Genomic DNA, 17,144 nt, shown 5'->3' with positions numbered 1-17,144 from the left:
CCTACTTCAAGCTCTGCTAGAAGCGATGCCGGATGCCAACAACTACTTGTACCTGGCTCTGAGTTGTGGAGGCGGTTAGGCCGTTGAGGTTTGCGACCGCATTCCCACCGGTCGAATCGGTGCCCGACGCATGCTGGTAAACCGCGACTGTGTAAAGGTCAGTCCGCTTGGATAGCAAGTAGTTAGCCCCGATCGTGCCTTGATTGTAAGTTGCACCGTTCACGCCATATCCTTTCAGGTAGTTATAGGCGACGCCGAGGTGGAGGGCTGGCGTGAGTTGATAGCCGAGATTGACTTCAACGTCGTGGAATTTGGCATCGCCGCCTGCGCCGGTAGCCGGGAGACCCGCTAGCGTCCCGATATCCTTGAACTGCGTGTTGCTGTAGACAACGCCGAACGTAGCGGCACCAACGACATAAGAAGCGCCTGCGACGAAAATCTGCTGGCTTTTCGCGGACGCATAGCCCGAATACACGCGGCTTCCAGACATGTTGGACCCCGTCGTGCTTGAGGCCGCGGTATTGCCAAAATAGGAAAAGTTAGGATCTCGCGCGTCAACGAAGGCGGTGCCAAGCGTGAGTGGCCCCAAATTGTAGTTCGCCCCGACCGACCAGATCTGGTTCTGGTTGAATTTCCCAGCGACACCGCCAAAGCTGTAGAGGCCCGCGAACGACAATCCAGCGTATGACACACTGCGAAACTTGATCGCGTTGTTGACGTGGTTGCTACCATCTGTGTTATCTAAATCACCAGGATGGGCGCTGGCGAATCCACCCCACATCTGTGCCGCCACGAACATGTAGGTCAAGTCGTTAATCAAATCATATTGACGCCCGAACGTAACGGTACCTATGTTCGATGATGAAAAACCGAGATAGGCTTGACGCCCGAACTCGTCGCCCCCTTGGCCGAGCTTCCCGTTCGCAACACTGAAGCCGTTTTCTAGCACGAAAAGTGTTTGAAGTCCGCCGCCGAGATCCTCAGCGCCTCGCAGCCCCCAACGGTTGCCACTCAGATTTCCGGCAACCATCGAATACTGCTTGTGGCCACCAACGTTGTTCACATAGTTCATGCCGACGTCGATCATACCGTAGAGAGTCACGCTATTCTGAGCGTGTGCCGTACATGTGAACGAGGCTACGAGCGCCGCGGCAATCAAAGACTTTTTCATAAGAAGGTCTTGGTTGAATAAGAAAATGAAATAAAGCGAACGACACTCGTCACGCGTCGTCACCCGACGACCCGGCGCATATGATGTGGTGGATAAAACTTCTCCCGCTTCGCTGCGTCGAGATGGATGTAGCCGGTTGCGGCGCAGCGCATCGGGGAACGACGAAAACGCCGGAAATCAGAGTTGCCGAGGTCGAGGGACGCCTTCCTTACTTGATGACAAAGCGCGCGCTGCTCGTCGACTCGTCTTCTATCGTCGCGAGAGCGATCGCCTTGTCGTCCGCGACAAGCTTCACGCCGCAAGCGGCTGCAGCAAGTGCAGCAGGCCGGAAATTCGTTTCATTGGGGAGGAGTTCCAGCAGATAACCGTTGATCACTCGGGCAGGTGCGGCAGCACGAACGACAGTGTGGCCTTATGCTCGTCCTGGTTCGCCTTCGCTGGTTCCGACGGCGGCGTATCGAGTGTTGCTACGACCACGTTCAGGCCCTGGTTGCGCACCTTGATCGTCACGGTGCCATCTGCACCAGTCTTCATTGGTTTGGAATCAGGGTCATTGACGAAATCGGGTTGCACCTCGGCGCCGGGCGCGGGCTTGCCGTCGTAGAGCACCCGCACCGTGAGCGGCTGACCCAACTGATCCGGCATCTGTTTGCCAACCGGTACGATCTGCAGCTTCTGCCCGGGCAGTACGGGCATCGCCCCATTCAGGGGCCGGCGCAGATGCACCGCGTACTTGAACGTGTGCTCGCTGAACGTGGCGCCGGGCACCTCGTCCTTGCCCTTGTTTTGCCACTCGCCGTTCGCGGTCTTGCTCCACAGGCCGTAGTCCATCATCCCGGCAACGATTGCCGGCTGCGTGTCGGTATCCACCACGAGCAGCGGTCCGTTGGGCGTGAGATGCGTGACGACCTCCTTGCCCTGCTCGTCGTAGGCAGTGACGCTTTTCACCTTGTGCTGGCGCTTGATGACATCCAGGTCGTCGCTGCCCTCGCCGTAGATCAGCGCCAATTGGTTCGAGCGCTGCGCGAAATAGATGCCATGCGAGTGCGCCAGGCTGGCGATGCCCATGCTTGCAATCAGGCTTGCCACGACAGCGAGTTTTCCGGTGATCCCCATTTGTGTCTCCTTCCAGTGGTTGAAACAGTTCCGGTCTTTCCATCTACAGATCGAGTACCAGCGTCCGGCTATTGGCACGTGAACAGCAGGGAGTGAATCGATCGTTTCTATTCTTCTCGTCGTCGGAGAGAAACACGTCGCGATGCTGCGGTTCGCCTTCCAGCACGCGCGTCACACAGGTACCGCAGACGCCCTGCTCGCAGGACGCCGTAATATGGATTCCGTAATCGGCCAAAGCAGTCATTACCGTCTTGTCTGCCGGGATACAAATAGTCCTACCTGTGCTTGCGATCGTGACGTCGAATTCGACATTGCTGTCGGATTCCCTCTTCTCAACGCTGAAATATTCCCTGTGCACGCGGTCTTTGCGCCAGCCTTTCTGCAATGCGGCGTCGATGACGGCATTCATGAATGCCTCGCCGCCGCATACGTACAAGTGCATTCCGGCATCGTGCGTCTGGAGAAGCACGGCCAGATCCAGCCGTTGCTGTTTCTCTTCTTCCGTGAAGTGGAAGAAAACGTGGTCGGCGAATGTCGAGCGCTTGATGTGCTCGACAAAGGCCGCGCGCGCCGGCGAGCGCGCGAAGTAATGCATTTCGAAATCGGCTCCGAGACGAGCCAGGTGTTCCGCCATGCAAAGAATCGGCGTAATACCGATACCACCCGCGATGAGCAGGGAATGCTTCGCGGATTCCACGAGCGGGAAGTGATTTTTCGGAGCGCTGACTTCGATCAGGTCGCCTTCCTTGACCTGCTCATGCATGGCCCTCGACCCACCGCGCGTTGGTTCCGCCCGCATGACGGCAATCAGATAGCGATGTCTTTCCCCGGGAGGATTGCACAGCGAGTATTGTCGAACCTTTCCGCCGGGTACGTGAACATCGAGGTGGGAGCCGGCGGCAAACGGCGGCAGCGCTTTTCCGGCAGGGTCGACAAGTTCAAAAGATTGGATGTTCTCCGCTTCCGCCGTTTTTCTGGCTACTTTCAACGCGAGAGTCGTCCGGGGCGACACGGGAGCCGGCCGAGGCCGTCTGCCGCGCAGATAACTGCCGATGCCGGCGTAAGCCAATACCGGTACAGAGAGCACGCCGATCAGTTGCAGCACTTGCAGAACTCCGCCGCTCAGCCAACCGTAATGCAGCGCAAGCGCCGTCAGGTAAATTCGATGACCCAGGCTGTTCTCCGCATATGAAGTAAAGCGCAACACTTTGCCTGTGTTCGAATCGACACTAACGTAGGAGAACGCATTGATATGCGGCGCGTCGCGTGCGACAAGATCGAAGTTGAAAGCATCGCCCGGCTTGCCAGGGTAGCGAATGCGGGCATATTCTGGTTGCGGCACCAGTGCCTGTGCGCGTTGCCAGAGGGCCTCGACTGGCAGGCGTTGCGTCGCGGCCTGCACGACCGATCTTGGGGAAGGTGCGGGGGGCTTCGATGCCGTCAGCGTGTAGAGCGCATCTCTCAAGAATTGAAACGATTGCAGCGCGCCGGTGAGTGCGCACGCAAGTACGATGAGGCTGACATACGCGCCAAGGGTTTTGTGCAGACTGAGCCAGCGCGCGCGACCGGTGAGGTTGGGCTTGATCGTGACGACTCGCCTGCGTTTGCGCAACGCCTCTGGAATCCACACAGCCAGGCCGCCACCGACCAGCACAATCGCGAATGTCAGCGCAAGCGTTCCAGCGACGACGCTTCCATTCTTCAGAAACTGAAAACTGTGCAGGCTGGCCATCGTACCGAACAGGCCGCCGTAACGATGCTCGCTGCCAAGCACTTCGCCAGTGCATGGATTGACGTAGTACCACCGGTCGTCGCTGAGGAGAACACGTGTGCTGGAATCCGCGTCGGCGTATATGCGCACCTGCTTTGGCCGGCCTGCGGCTGGATTGGAAGCGCTGGCATTGGCAATCAACGTATCGAGCGGCAGGCGCTCTTTGCACGATTCGACCTTGAGCAGACCGTGGTAGATGACGGGTTCGAGTGGCTCCCGAAACAGCATGCCCGCGCCGGTAATCGCCACCATGACGACGAACAGACCGATGCTCAGGCCTATCACGCGATGTAACTGACGAATACGCTCACGTAGAGATACATGCATAGGATCCCCAATAACTGAAAAGGCCCTGGTCGATGACGAGCCTTGACAGTACGCGTACCCACTGCGAACCTATGAGTCCAATTCAAAAAGCTGGATAGGTCCAATGGCTGACTCGTTGCTTGCTGACCTCCTGATCGGCCACCTCCGCCGGGATGGGTCCCTACCACTACAGATCCAGATTGCGAACGGGATCCGGGACGCAGTATGGGACGGCACTCTGAAGGCTTCCACACGTTTGCCGTCTTCCCGAGCGCTCGCGGCTGCACTAAAAGTCTCCCGGATAACCGTTGTAACGGCTTATGACAGGCTGTCGGCCGACGGCTATCTCCATACCGATTCCACGAGTGGTACGCGTGTCTCCGACAAGCTGCCGCAATCAATGAAGTCAGCGCCCAGGGAATCGACCGCACGAACCCTGTCCGAGCGCGGGCAGCGGCTGATAAGCGCTCCTGCGGGCATCCAGGAACGCAAGGGGGCGTTCGTTCCGGGGGTTTGCGACACGGATTGTTTTCCGTATCAGATATGGAGGCGTATCCAGAATCGCTATCTCGGCGAGCAGCATGCGGAACTCATGGGCTACTCCAATCCGGGCGGATATCTGCCGTTGCGCCGCGCGCTGTCGGAATATTTGCGCGTATCGCGCGCGGTTCGGGCCTCCCCGGAACAAATCATCGTGACGATGGGGAGCAATCAGTCGATTGACCTTTGCTCACGCATTCTGGCCGACGTGGGCGAACTGGCCTACGTTGAAAACCCTTGCCACTGGGCAACGCCAATCCTGTTGCGCGCCAACGGGCTGGAAGTGGAGGCTATTGCTGTCGACAATAACGGTATGAAGCTCGAACGCTGTTCGCGCCGAGCTCGCCTCATAGTGACGACCCCATCGCATCAGTTTCCGATGGGGGTGACGTTGTCGGACGAACGGCGTGCCGGTCTGCGTGCGGCAGCTGAGCAGTGGGATGCATTCGTTCTGGAAGACGACTATGACAGTGAGTTCCGATATGACCAGCGTCCGCTTCCGTCTCTTCAGGGCGTCGATGAAAACGGCCGTGTCATTCTGATGGGAACGTTAAGCAAGGTCATGTATCCCGGCATGAGGCTCAGCTATATAGTTGTTCCGCCCGACCTGGTCGATTCCTTCGCAGCCGCTTCGTTGCGCTTGTACAGACCGGGGCACCTTTCCTTGCAGGCAGCGATGGCAGACTTTATTGCGGACGGGCATTTCTCGAAGCATATCCGCCGGATGCGCGACATCTACGGGGCAAGACAATCGGAATTGCTCCGATGTCTGGACCAGTGCTTTGGCGATGCACTTGAAACATCACGGAACGCGGCGGGTCTGCATATGACAATCAGAATCCGTGATCTGCTTGACTTCGATACGACTGTATCGCGATCGCTTGAACAGGGAATTTACCTTCGCAGGCTGCACACGTTCAATCAAGGAGATCCAGGATTTCGTGACGGATTTCTGCTGGGATTCGGTGCGCTCGATATCGAAGCCATCCGTCCCGCTGTGCAGACCTTCGCCGGCATCGTCGAGAGCGTAATATCCGTGCCGGATTCGCGGTAATGCCCCCTCATGTACTTTTCACCAGGGTCGTTCCGCTGCTCGCGGGGGAAGATTATCACTAGCCGTCCGGGTGGACCGTCAGCGTCGATTGACGTCGCACGCGGGGTGCGGGTTCGCATAAGTCGGCCGCGAAGCGGACAGGTGCGCGATGAACCGGCGCAGACGTTGAACCGAACAAAGCACCGGCCCTTGATCTTGAAGACGTGCAGCTTGCGATGGTCAGCAAGGGGCTCGCAACAAATGTCCGATTATCTCAGCGCGGGGATGATCAAACCGTCTGCATACCGGACGTTGCCACTACCCGAGGCCACCGAAACAAGCGACTTGTCGACGAGCTGCATCAAAGCCGTGATAACTGCGTCCGGCGCAAGCGCTGCGCAACTCGCCATTTCCTGCGCGGATGCCAAGGTGAAAGTCCCCGCGAAAAGGCTCAACCGGTTCAGTACCGATCGTGAGGCTGGGCCCCAGCCTCACGCTTCAGAGCGGCATACTGGACTCAGTTTAGGCTTGGTCTACTTGTGGCCAGCTATCACGCGCAGGCCACAGCTTTTGGCGTGCAACCTGCCGTTGTGCAACTTACTGCTTGATCTGGTCGATGCGCGACAGAAACGTCGACAGGATCGCTGAGCGGTTGTTCCGGTTATAGCCGACCACAAGCTCGATACTTGGCGGTTCGCCCTTGAGCGGTCGGCTTGTCACCGACCAGGGCAGCAATTTCTCGGCATAGGAGGGCAGCAATGCAACGCCTCTCGTCGAGGCGATTTTCGACCGGTTGTTCGCCGTCAATGTGCGCGCCCCATACTTCCTCGTCCAGCAACTGCTGCCCGTGCTGGGCGAGGGCAGTAGCGTGGTCCTGCTGTCCTCACTTGCAGCCCGCGCTTCGGTTGGCAATCTGTCAGCCTACGCCGCGAGTAAGGGAGCAATCGACACACTGGTCAAGCATTTCGCCGCAGCGCTTGGCGAGCGCGGCATTCGCGTGAACGCAATCGCGCCGGGCGTTGTTGAAACTGACATGTCGAACTTCGCCAAAACCGATGCCGGCCGGGACTTCACCCTCGGCATGCAGGCCCTCAAGCGCGTGGCGCAACCCGACGACATCGCAGGCGCAGCCCTGTTCCTCGCATCCGATGCGGCACGCTGGGTGACGGGTGACACGCTGCGTGTCGATGGCGGCTCGAAGCTCTGATACCGGTGGAGACGGCCATGACCCATACAGCCTGCCCGAGTGCCCCTGCGATTCACAGCGGGAGCACCCGTGGATACATGCATCCCGCATTTGGCCACCGGGCCAGTTTCTGGGTCTCGGCCGGCGTGGTCTCTCATACCCTCTGGACCAGCGCGGCACCCGCCATGACGTACCGGCTCTATGCAAGCGAATGGCCTCAAACCTCTGGAATGCACCCGTCATGCACATCAGCTATTACGAGGCCGCGGCCTTTGCGGCCTGGGCGGACGCACGACTGCCGACCGACGCCCGAGCTATCCAAATCTCTTTCGGCCCGAGCAGCGTTGGATGTTCTCAGGCGTCCGTCCAGGCTAGCCTCGACTCCGCGATCGTCGTCGACGACGGCGGAGCGCCCGTGGAAACAAAGTTTGTTGCACAAAAACGACGGCATTTTTTTCTGAGAATTCGAGTACAACGTTTGCGCACCAGTTTTTCCTCGAAACTTTTCATTCAATTACGTCCAATCGAAAAAAGGATTTAACAATGCTTAAAAGTCGCACCTAAAATGCCTCTTTCTGCAAGAGAGTTACTGGTACTGCAAGGCAACGATGGAAAGACTCAGGGAACAAACGCTATTCAAAACATCTGATGAGCAAGTACTCAGCCTTGCAAGGCAGGTGGCGCGCATTGGCGAATTCAAAACGGGTGATTATGTATGTTTTCAGGGCGATACTGCTTCGCCTTTAGTTATGCTGTTAGCCGGCCACCTGCGAGTGAGTGCATTATCGGAAGACGGACATGAGATCCCCATTGGTACGGCCAGTGCCGGCCAAATGGTCGGCGCCGTGTCGGCCATCAATGACATGCCGTTGCCTGGCAATATTGTCGCCACCCGTGACAGCAGCGTCGCTCTGATCAGTCGCTCCGACGCGCGCCGGATTTTTCGCGAGCCAGAAGTTGCGAGCGCATTGAATGGATGTCTGGCTCAATTGGTTCGGGACCTGGCGAAGCGCCAAACGGACCAAGGTGTTCTGGGCGCTACCGCGAGAGTGTCTGCCTGGATTGTTTCGACCCTCATCGGCGCAGCTAGCAGTGAGCAGCAGACAATTGAACTTCCGAGTCACGCATCGCTTGGAGCAATGGCAAATGTGAGCCGAGAGACAGTCTCCCGAGTTCTTGCGTCACTTACGCGACGCGGCGTGCTCGCAAAACGGGGCCGTCATCAGATATCAATTCTGGACTACGCTGCGTTGCGCGCAATTGCCAAAGGATCAGCAATCGCTTCTCGCTCTGTTATCTGAACGGACACAGTGGCGTGTAGAGAGAAACGTACACCCGACGTTTTCAGATGACATGGTTTTATTAGCGGCAATTAAGCGCCACGTGATTAAACCTCGGAATCCGTCTGTCTACCTTGATATGGGAGTTCCGGGATGGCCGACGCAATGCGGACCACGACGGCACCCAGTACATCTGCCGCGACGTTGCCGTCGACGGACCGCTTGAAGAGACACAACGCGCCCGCCTCGCCGATATCTGCGAAAAGACGCTGGGCACGCTGTTCATCAGGCGCGGCACGCGCATCGACACGACGCTGCGCGTTGCATGACTGACAAAGACTGCAGGCGGCGGTGCGCCGAGCGTACCGCCCGTTGCGTTGTCGTGGCCACCGTTCTCCAATCGGCCGCCCACGACAACCACAGACAGAATCGCTGTGCAGACCGACACGCGCGGTGCTTCACCAAGCCGCAAACCCGCTACCGCCGCGGTACGCCGTCGCGCCACTCGCCCCAATGCGTGACGATGTCCTGCACGAGCGAATTGCCCGTCAGGAACAGATTGTTGATCGCGATCGTGAAGCCGCCCTGTGACGCGTAGTTGAGCAGGTTGTCCGCGCTCGACTGGCCCGCGTAAGGCCGGTCGAAGTCCGAGCCGGCGCGCAGCACCGCTACACGGTCCAGGTCAACACGATGCGCGCTCGCCGCGCGCGTCAACGCCTCGAAAGTGGCGTTGTCTTCCTGCTGCGTCGTGCAATAGGTGCCCTTGCCGTCGGTCAGGATTTTCGTCCATTGCCGCGCGCGCTCGCCGAGATCGGTGCCCGACCACCAGGTGTCGCCCGCCAGCGTATCGCATTGGATCACTGTGGGCGGACGGTTCGCGGGCGCATAGTTGTATTTCGCGCGGGCAGCCTGCGCCTGTGCGTCGTCGGTGAGCGTCACGTTGCGCGACAGCGCGAATGCCGCATTCGAAAGCGCCGGATTGAGCTGGAACACTTCGCTGCGATAGTCGAGCGGCGGCTTCTGCGTCGGGCCCGTTGTGTTGATGCCGAGATAGCCGGTGTTCCAGCCCGGCGGAATTTCGCGCCCGTCGATCTCCCATTGAATCCCGAAGTCGACGAGCCAGTTGGCCCACGCAGCGGAACCTACGGTCCCCTGCTGCGGATCGATACCCGCGATGCCTGCCACCATGAAGTACGTATGACGCAAGTCGAAACGAGGCGAGAACGTCAGCGCCATGATCGACGCGGCGGCATTCGCGTGCCCCATGCCCGTCGTCATCACGCACACCTCCTGGCGATTGCAGTGCACTGCGGGATAGTCAGGAGACAGGCCCGCGACGGGGATGTCCTGCCACGGTCCGAGATGATCGAGCCACACCTGGCCTTCCGGACCGAACATCGAAATGATCATCACCTTGACCGGACGGCCACGCGATGCGCCGTCGTCCTGCGCGAAGCCGTCGTCGGCATGCGCGATGGCCGGTGAAGCTGCTGCGCCTGCCAGCAGCAACGATGAAATTGCAGCACCAAAAGCACGATTTCGCATAAGTGGTCCCACCCGATATGTAAGAACTGCGGTTCCAAAACGTGGATCGCGTGCCGTATTGTCGACTGACGTCGTGGTTTCTTATCGGCGTGCAGCGTGGGACCTGGGCGTGAGCCGTTCAGGCGACTATGAGTATAAGCAGAGAAAGATATGAATTGGCAAGCGTTAGCGGAAATCGATGCGCAGTCCGAGGAGGGCTTCCACCTGTCTCAAGGTCCCATCGCGTCGCCATTGCAGGCACTTTATGTAGCAGGTCCGTGCAGGTGGCATGTCCGGCGGCAAATAGGTCCATGCCTTTTGGTGTGTCGAGACCCATAATATCGCGTTCAATATTTCGCGCGGATGCCTGGGTGTCTTTCCATACCGCCTTGCTTCGTCGAACCGGAAAAGACTGGCGATACGGGCCCAGTCCGCGTCGCTCAGTGGTATGGATGCGGACATATCATTCAATCGTCTTCTTTGCTGCGGGCTCCCACTCCGTCCCGTCAAATATTGATCGCATCATCGACCTCCTTTTTCCGAATCGGGTGCGACGCACCAGTCCCTCTGCCCCGGCGTGGTCATGCCAACGGCCGATGCAACCTCGGAGTTATATCTCGCCTTCGGGGTTCCGCCATTGCCTCCGCCTCGGTCGAAAACATCGTAGGCAACCGTAAATCCGACTTCCATCGGTGCTGGCCGATTATGCCGTCGGAAATGGCTGGCCTAGTTGTCAGGATTTCCTTCGGAGTCAAACGACGTGCTTGCGCTTGTTGGCCGCTTTTTCGTCGAGCAATTCCCATCGGACCTTCATCATCGTCGATCGCTGCCTTTTCCCCGACTAAAAGGCCTCCGGGTGAGCCTTTGAGCGTAGCAGACCTACTTCGACAAATCCCCTTCAAACAACTTCTTTGGCGATCTCGCGCATCGTCCGCCCTGGATCGAGCAGTACCTCGCGCGCCAGCTTCGCGCGACGCTCCACCAACTGCCGCACGCTGCGCATTTCACGGCCGAAGTTCACGGTGATCGCGCCAACCAGCGCGCCCGCTTCATCAAGCCCGAACAATATGCACGGTGGCTCGTTGAGTTGCCCGCGCACGATCCAGTCCGGCGCGGACATGTCGCCGACGAACTGCACGTTCAGGCCGCACTGATCGGTCCAGAACCACGGCGCGGTTTGCGCGTCGGGCGCGAGGCCGAGCATGGCGCGCGCTGCCGCAATGCCCTGCTTTTGCGCGTTGTCCCAGGTTTCGTGGCGTCGATAAGTCCCGCTGCTCGCGTCGTGCCGGCTCGCGACATCGCCCGCCGCGTAGATATGCACGTCAGAAGTACGGCACGCCGCATCGATCACGATGCCGTTATCGATCGCGAGCCCAGCGGACCGCGCCAGTGCGATGTCGGGTTGCGCGCCGACACCGTAGATCACCGCGTCGCCGGCAATTCGCGTGCCGTCCTGCAGATTCAGAACGATCTCGCCGTTTTCGCGCGTGGCGTTCGCGAGCGTCGCGCCAAAGTGAAACGTCACCCCTCGCCGGCGATGAACATCGCACAGGAACTGACTGAGCAGCACAGGCGCGCATCTCCCCATGGCCAATGGCGCAGCTTCGATCACGGTGACTTGCGCGCGGAGATCGACCGCACTCGACGCGAGCTCGAGCCCGATCACGCCCGCGCCGACCAGCAGAATGCGCTTGCCGGGGCGCAATTCGCTCGCGAGCTTGCGCGCGTCGTCGAGTGTGCGCAGCGTATGCACGTTCTCGCCTAAAGCATCGAGTAGCGGCAACCGGCGCGCCTGCGCACCGGTCGCGAGCAGCAGCTTGTCATATGCGATCGATGTGCCGTTCGCCAGTGTCAGCTTGCGCGTTTGCCGATCGAGCGTGCTGACAGCCACCCCGGTCTGCAGTTCGATATCGTGCTGGGCGTAGAAATCATCCGCATGCACGGCACAGCGTGTTTGCTCGGGACGCAACAGCACGTCCTTCGAAAGCGGCGGACGCTCGTAAGGCGGATGCGCTTCGTCACCCACCAGCAAGACACGCCCCTCGAAACCTTGCCGGCGTAGTTCGGCGGCTGCATTTGCGCCAGCCTGCCCTGCGCCGACGATCACATAAACGGGACGATTCATGAATCCCTTCTCGCGAATCAAAGATGAAGACCACCCGCGACGTGACGAATGCCGCGAATGCCGAGACCGGCATCAGCATTAATCATCACGCCGCTCAGTACGCGGTTGTTCGCGCGCGAAGCCAGCATCACGTAAGGGCCAGTGAAATCGGCGGGCTCGGGGAAGAACTGCAGCGGCAGGATGCTGGCGATCGCCTCGGGAGAGCGCGAATCCATGATGCGTTTGTCCTCCTGGCCGAGTGCGGTCGGACCGCGCAAATCGCTCGCCATCCCGCACGGGCCGACGCCGTTGACGCGCACCTTCGGTGCGAGTTCGTAAGCAAGCTCGCGGATCAGGCCGACGGCCGCATGCTTGCTGGCGGTGTAGAGCGGGCCGCCGCCGCCCGGATAGAACGACGAATTCGACAGCGTGAAGATCATGCTGCCTTCGCTTGCGATCAACGCGGGCGCCGAGGCCTTCGCGCCGAGCAGGTAACCCTTCACGTTGATCGCGAACAGTTCGTCGAATCCGTGGTCCAGTTGTTCGGGGCTCAGATCGAGCAGGCCCGACGCATGATCCCAGATCGCCGCGTTGCCGATGAACGTGTCGAGTGAGCCGAACCGCTCCAACGTGGCCGCGACGGCACGCGCATTGTCCTCGTGCGAGCGGACGTCGCCCTGCACGGCCACGACCTGCGCGCCGAAGCGCTCGTGAAGCGCGGCCACTTTTTCCGCCGACCGCTCCAGCACGCCAACCCGGCAACCTTCACCCAGAAACCGTTCGACAAGCGCGAGCCCAAGTCCCGAGCCGCCGCCTGTAATCAGCGCGACCTGGTCGCGCAGCCAACCGCTAGCCTCGATCTTCGCCGCGCTCATGCAACCTCCGGCATGTCGACGTAGATCTTTCCCTCGACCACAGCGATCGGAAACGTTCTGAGCGGTTCGGTCGCGGGCTGGCACAGCGCCGCGCCCGTCTTCAGGCAAAAGCGCGCCGCATGCAGTGGACATTCGACAGTGCCGTCGTCTTCCACGTATCCGTCAGACATCGAAGCATTGCCGTGACTGCAACGGTCGGCGAGCGCATAGACCTCGCCATTCGAACGGAACACAGCGACGGCCTCGCCGGGGGCGTCCACCTTGATAGCCTCGCCGTCGGATAAGGCGGTGTCTTCACAAACAAGAATGCGTGCCATGATATTCGCTTCAGAAAAGTACGCTGAGGTTATGAGAGTTCAGGGTCGCCTGATCGAGCGTGATCTCGCGGCGGCAAATCTGCCAGGCCGCGGACGTATCCGCGCGACGCACGCGGTCGAAGCGTTTGCCGGCGTAGATCGATTCGTCGCGCTCCTTCTGCGAGCGATACAACAGGTAGTTGAGCCGCACATCGAATTCGCCGGGATCCTGGGTGGCCGTCACCACGACGTTGCTAACCAGGTGTCGCGTTCGCGAAGGCGGCTCTTCCGCCCAGGCCATGCCCGTTTCGAGGCGCGCGATGCGGCGTTCCAGCTGGGCATAGTTATCGTTGAAGATCCAGGTGGTCGGCGGCTGGACGCTACGGCGGCGATCGCGCGTCTGTGCGTTGACGGTCGTGCGCATCGAGTAATGCACGTCCTGTGACATCAGCGCGAGCCAGTCGCGAAAGCGCCAGTCATCGAGCAGTTCGGCCTCGTGATAGAGAAACTGTTCGATCTCGTGATGCAAAGCCAGCGGCACGGTTGCCGGACGGTTCAGCGTGGTTTCAGTCATGTTCGAGCACCTCCTGTTCGTAGGCGCGCGTGCGCTCCAGTACTTCGTCCCAGCTATCGCAGGCGAGCAGATCGGCCCAACGGCGATACATGCCGCGCGCGGCCGTCTCCGAGAAGATGTAGTTGGTCATGCCCGGAATGCCGTCCTCGCGGACCTTCTCGTTGCCGAGTCCCATTTCGACGACGAGCTTCGTCTGCCGCGCGCGCTTGCCGCGCAGCACTTTCTGGATCTCCACCCAGTTCTCCGAGTCGTCCTGCTCCAGAAAGCCCGCCGGTCCGAATGCGCGTGTCGCGCTGCGTTCGAAGGCCTGTTTGACTTCGTCGGAGGCATCCTTGTCCGCAATGCAGAAGGCCCACACCTCGACCTGGTTCGGGCCGCGTGGGTGCCATACGCGCAACGTGGCGGTGCCGTTCAACCACGACATCGTCGGGAACATATTGTTGTGGCCGGCGAGCCGCAGTGCGCGCACCTTGCCGAGACGCGCCTCGACTTCGGAATACGTATCGCGAAAGTATTGCGACACGACGCCGTCCACCCACACGTTCGCGTCCGGATTCTCTGTGAAGAAAAAGCCGCTGCCGTGGCCGGCCTGGCCGTATTGCAGCGCATCTTTCGCGGTCTCCCACACCGGGCGCGCGGTCTGTCCCGCGCCGAGCGCCTTGTCGTCCTCGCCTGCCTTCGCGCCCAGTACCTGCACGGCCGACGCATGCGAATACAGCGCGTGATACTGATCGCTCGCGAACTGTTCTGCCGGAAACTTCCAGTTGCAGTCGATCACCCACTTATGTACGCCGCCGATGATTTCGGTGCCGCCGGGACGGCGGTCTAGCACGCCGTCCAGATACCACGCGATATCGCCCATGTACGCCTCGAGGTCGGGCGCGCTCGCGTCCCAGTTACCGAATATGAGGCCCTTGTATTCGGCGACGCGCGTCACTTCCTGCAAGCCGAGCTTCTCCTTGCACAGGCCATGCGGGTAGGCGCGCTGCTCCAGCGGCACGTCGACGAGCGCGCCGTCAGTCCCATAGGACCAGCCGTGATATGGGCACGTAAACGAACGGGTATTGCCGCAATCGGCGTAACTCACGCGCATCGAGCGATGCCGGCACTGGTTCAGGAATGCCTTGACGGAGCCGTCTTTCTGGCGGACCACGATGATCGGGTCCTCGCCCATGTATGTGTTGAAGTAATCGCCGGCTTTCGGAATCTGGCTGACGTGCGCGAGGAACAGCCAGCAGCGGCCGAAGATGCGTTCGAGTTCAAGCTCGTACAGGTCGGGGTCCGAGTAAATCGAGGATGCAACGCGGCCATTGCGGGCATCGACCAGCGCGTCGAAGTCGATCTCTTTCTGAGACATTTGGCGTCTCCTCCAATGGAGGTTTTTGGGGATGGGGCAAATGATCGACGGCGCCAGTCACGCTGTAAAATATTTTGTTTGTTTGATTTAAGACATTTGAACGATAACTGGGAGCCCCCTCGCCATGGAACTTCGACACTTGCGCTACTTCATCGCCGTGGCGGAGGAGCTGAGCTTCACACGTGCGGCCGAGCGGCTTCGCACGGCTCAGCCCTCGCTGAGCCAGCAGATTCGCGATCTCGAAGAGCAGGTCGGCACGCCGCTGTTCGAGCGCACGCGCCGCAAGGTGGAGTTGACCGAAGCCGGCAAAGTCTTTCTGATCGAAGCGCGTCTGACGCTGGCGCAGGCCGAACGCGCAGTGACGCGGGCGCGTCACATAGGGCGCAAAAGCAGCTCGACTGTCACCATCGGCTTCGTGCCGGCCGCCGAAGTGCGGATTTTCCCGGGCATACTGCCGCGGCTGCGGCTACGCTTTCCCGAACTGAACGTCGATCTGCGCAGCATTCCGACGTCCGAGCAGGAGCAGATGCTGCTCGACAACGAAATCGACGTCGCCTTCATGCGCAAGCCGATTCGCTCGCCCGACATCCTCTCTGAAGTCGTGCTCCGAGAACCGATCCTGGTCGTACTGCCGGTCGCTCATCCGCTTGCGCGATACAAGCGGATCAAGCCGGCGCAGCTCGACGGCGAAGCGTTCATCAGCACGCATCCGCTTTATTCGGGCGACGTGTATGACGTCGTGGACGGCTACTTCAAACAACATGGGCTGCAACCCAAGGTCATTCAGGTGGCGACCAATATCCTGCTCAACCTGAACCTGATCGGCATGGGACTCGGTTACGGACTGCTGCCCGCCTATACCGCATCGCTGACGAATCCAGCGATCTGCACGAGGCCGCTCGTGGGACCTGTGCCCGAGATCGAACTGTTGATGGCATGGCGCGCCGGCAACCGCTCGCCTCAGCTTGACGCACTGCTGGAGCTGGTGGCGCACCACTCGGACAGTAATCCGGGGGAATCCCGCAACGCCAGCTAAGCTGGCGCAACAGCGAAGCGGGTTTTGTCGCAACAAGATGGCCAGCTATGGCGTAGAGCGCCCGCGTTGGCGTGGTCCCTCGCCTGGCCGCTCCGCGGGTCGTGACGCCAAGCGACAGTCTCCGTAATCAGTAGCGGGAAAGCTGGCTGCCGTTGACCTGCACGCGCTCGCCCGGACGCAGGTCGCCGGGCGTCGGCACGTCGAACGCGCGCGTTGAGCCGTCGCTCAGCTGCACGTCGATCTGGTAGCCGGCGGGCCGACCCATCTGCTGGCCGATCTGGTTGCCCGCGTAGGCTCCACCGAGCGCGCCGATGACGGTCGCTGCGTCGCGACCGTGCCCGCCCCCGATCTGATTACCGAGAACGCCGCCAACCAGCGCGCCGACGACGGTTCCCGCGATACCCGAAGTACCCGTGGCAGTACTCAAGGGCTGGATGCTTGAGATCGTGCCGTACTGCGTGCCATATTGATTGCCGTATTGCGTGTTGTACTGCGACCCATACTGGCCGCCGTTTTGCGTGTCATACGGCTGTTGCGGCGCAGGCTGCGGCGCGTAGCCGGGTTGCTGCACGGTGCCCGGTTGCGCGTAGACGGGCTGGCTATACGCGGGCGCTGCATACTGGCCCTGGTAGCCTTGCTGCGAGCCGTACGGCGCGTAGCCCGGGGCAACGCACGCCGACAACGAAAGACTTGCTGCAACGACAAGCGCAGCGTTCAGGGCGAACTTGGTAGAGAGCATGGGCATCAAGGTATGGTTGGCATTTCTGCCGCGCCGGGCACGGCGAGCATAAAGAGGAAGGCGGTTGCGCGGCAGTATAAGGAAAGCCCGCCCAAACGTCCGCTGCGCGACGGTAACAACGTGTAAAGTCCGCTGCCGGGTGAATGGCGACGGGCGCCGGCATATCCGGATCGCGACGGCATTGCGAACACTCTGGCGGTTGCTGCTGGTGCCGCACTCGGAACCAGGAGTGCGCT

17 protein-coding genes and 2 pseudogenes are annotated in these 17,144 nt (G+C 60.3%); 6 read left to right on the top strand and 13 right to left on the bottom strand.

Annotated features, from left to right (window positions below; genetic code table 11):
* Positions 1 to 16 precede the first annotated feature (16 nt).
* The 4 genes from AB3X94_RS23410 to AB3X94_RS23395 all read right to left on the bottom strand — a co-directional run bounded on the left by AB3X94_RS23410 (position 17) and on the right by AB3X94_RS23395 (position 4,385).
* Positions 17 to 1,171: a porin gene (locus AB3X94_RS23410; protein ID WP_368612857.1), complete on the bottom strand. Its 1,155-nt coding sequence runs from the start codon at positions 1,169 to 1,171 to the stop codon at positions 17 to 19.
* 208 nt (positions 1,172 to 1,379) lie between these two features.
* The gene (locus tag AB3X94_RS23405; protein ID WP_176110788.1) at positions 1,380 to 1,547 is read right to left on the bottom strand and encodes a hypothetical protein; all 168 of its coding nucleotides are present in this window, start codon (positions 1,545 to 1,547) and stop codon (positions 1,380 to 1,382) included.
* Positions 1,544 to 2,239: a DUF4198 domain-containing protein gene (locus AB3X94_RS23400; RefSeq protein ID WP_368612856.1), complete on the bottom strand. Its 696-nt coding sequence runs from the start codon at positions 2,237 to 2,239 to the stop codon at positions 1,544 to 1,546. Before AB3X94_RS23400 ends, AB3X94_RS23405 begins: the two co-directional genes overlap by 4 nt.
* Positions 2,240 to 2,330: 91 nt before the next feature.
* Positions 2,331 to 4,385 (bottom strand): PepSY domain-containing protein, encoded by a 2,055-nt coding sequence (locus AB3X94_RS23395; RefSeq protein WP_368612855.1) that lies wholly within the window; start codon positions 4,383 to 4,385, stop codon positions 2,331 to 2,333.
* A 103-nt stretch (positions 4,386 to 4,488) separates the two neighbouring features.
* Between AB3X94_RS23395 and AB3X94_RS23390 the strand changes: the two genes are divergently transcribed.
* Positions 4,489 to 5,958: a PLP-dependent aminotransferase family protein gene (locus AB3X94_RS23390; RefSeq protein WP_368612854.1), complete on the top strand. Its 1,470-nt coding sequence runs from the start codon at positions 4,489 to 4,491 to the stop codon at positions 5,956 to 5,958.
* A 576-nt stretch (positions 5,959 to 6,534) separates the two neighbouring features.
* Here AB3X94_RS23390 and AB3X94_RS23385 read toward each other — a convergent pair.
* Positions 6,535 to 6,744, bottom strand: a complete 210-nt coding sequence (locus AB3X94_RS23385; RefSeq protein WP_368612853.1) for a hypothetical protein — start codon at positions 6,742 to 6,744, stop codon at positions 6,535 to 6,537.
* On the opposite strand from AB3X94_RS23385, the pseudogene AB3X94_RS23380 reads away from it, so the two are divergent.
* The 4 genes and pseudogenes from AB3X94_RS23380 to AB3X94_RS23365 form a co-directional block, all read left to right on the top strand.
* Positions 6,722 to 7,144: pseudogene (locus AB3X94_RS23380) on the top strand (SDR family NAD(P)-dependent oxidoreductase); the annotation flags it as partial. The gene AB3X94_RS23385 and the pseudogene AB3X94_RS23380 overlap by 23 nt on opposite strands.
* A complete protein-coding gene (locus AB3X94_RS23375; protein WP_368612924.1) occupies positions 7,125 to 7,664 on the top strand; it encodes an SUMF1/EgtB/PvdO family nonheme iron enzyme in 540 nt (179 codons plus the stop codon). The pseudogene AB3X94_RS23380 and the gene AB3X94_RS23375, both read left to right, overlap by 20 nt.
* Before the next feature lie 67 nt (positions 7,665 to 7,731).
* A complete protein-coding gene (locus tag AB3X94_RS23370; RefSeq protein ID WP_368612852.1) occupies positions 7,732 to 8,424 on the top strand; it encodes a Crp/Fnr family transcriptional regulator in 693 nt (230 codons plus the stop codon).
* 143 nt (positions 8,425 to 8,567) lie between these two features.
* A pseudogene (locus AB3X94_RS23365) lies at positions 8,568 to 8,732 on the top strand (OsmC family peroxiredoxin); the annotation flags it as partial.
* Positions 8,733 to 8,880: 148 nt separating this feature from the next.
* Here AB3X94_RS23365 and AB3X94_RS23360 read toward each other — a convergent pair.
* The 7 genes from AB3X94_RS23360 to hcaE all read right to left on the bottom strand — a co-directional run bounded on the left by AB3X94_RS23360 (position 8,881) and on the right by hcaE (position 15,133).
* Entirely contained in the window at positions 8,881 to 9,948 is a 1,068-nt protein-coding gene (locus AB3X94_RS23360; RefSeq protein WP_368612851.1) for a purine nucleoside permease, read from the bottom strand.
* 165 nt (positions 9,949 to 10,113) lie between these two features.
* Entirely contained in the window at positions 10,114 to 10,389 is a 276-nt protein-coding gene (locus AB3X94_RS23355; protein WP_176110770.1) for a transposase, read from the bottom strand.
* A 436-nt stretch (positions 10,390 to 10,825) separates the two neighbouring features.
* Positions 10,826 to 12,052 carry a 3-phenylpropionate/cinnamic acid dioxygenase ferredoxin--NAD(+) reductase subunit gene (gene hcaD / locus AB3X94_RS23350; protein ID WP_368612850.1) on the bottom strand — a complete coding sequence of 409 codons (1,227 nt, stop codon included), beginning with the start codon at positions 12,050 to 12,052 and terminating at the stop codon, positions 10,826 to 10,828.
* Between the two features lie 17 nt (positions 12,053 to 12,069).
* Positions 12,070 to 12,906 carry a 3-phenylpropionate-dihydrodiol/cinnamic acid-dihydrodiol dehydrogenase gene (gene hcaB, locus AB3X94_RS23345; protein WP_368612849.1) on the bottom strand — a complete coding sequence of 279 codons (837 nt, stop codon included), beginning with the start codon at positions 12,904 to 12,906 and terminating at the stop codon, positions 12,070 to 12,072.
* Positions 12,903 to 13,223, bottom strand: a complete 321-nt coding sequence (gene hcaC / locus AB3X94_RS23340) for a 3-phenylpropionate/cinnamic acid dioxygenase ferredoxin subunit (protein ID WP_176110767.1) — start codon at positions 13,221 to 13,223, stop codon at positions 12,903 to 12,905. Before hcaC ends, hcaB begins: the two co-directional genes overlap by 4 nt.
* A 10-nt stretch (positions 13,224 to 13,233) precedes the next feature.
* Positions 13,234 to 13,776: a 3-phenylpropionate/cinnamic acid dioxygenase subunit beta gene (gene hcaF / locus AB3X94_RS23335; protein WP_368612848.1), complete on the bottom strand. Its 543-nt coding sequence runs from the start codon at positions 13,774 to 13,776 to the stop codon at positions 13,234 to 13,236.
* A complete protein-coding gene (hcaE, locus tag AB3X94_RS23330) occupies positions 13,769 to 15,133 on the bottom strand; it encodes a 3-phenylpropionate/cinnamic acid dioxygenase subunit alpha (protein ID WP_176122908.1) in 1,365 nt (454 codons plus the stop codon). Before hcaE ends, hcaF begins: the two co-directional genes overlap by 8 nt.
* Before the next feature lie 124 nt (positions 15,134 to 15,257).
* Here hcaE and hcaR point away from each other — a divergent pair, with 124 nt between their 5' ends.
* Positions 15,258 to 16,169, top strand: a complete 912-nt coding sequence (gene hcaR / locus AB3X94_RS23325; protein ID WP_176110764.1) for a DNA-binding transcriptional regulator HcaR — start codon at positions 15,258 to 15,260, stop codon at positions 16,167 to 16,169.
* Between the two features lie 127 nt (positions 16,170 to 16,296).
* Here the strand turns inward: hcaR and AB3X94_RS23320 are convergent, their stop codons facing one another.
* Complete coding sequence (locus AB3X94_RS23320; protein WP_176110763.1) at positions 16,297 to 16,917, bottom strand: glycine zipper 2TM domain-containing protein; 621 nt, start codon at positions 16,915 to 16,917, stop codon at positions 16,297 to 16,299.
* Positions 16,918 to 17,144: the final 227 nt, after the last annotated feature.

The organism is Paraburkholderia sp. BR10923, from assembly GCF_040948765.1.
In the GTDB taxonomy this organism is placed as follows: Bacteria; Pseudomonadota; Gammaproteobacteria; order Burkholderiales; family Burkholderiaceae; genus Paraburkholderia; species Paraburkholderia youngii.
This window is presented reverse-complemented; position numbering and strand designations above follow the sequence as displayed.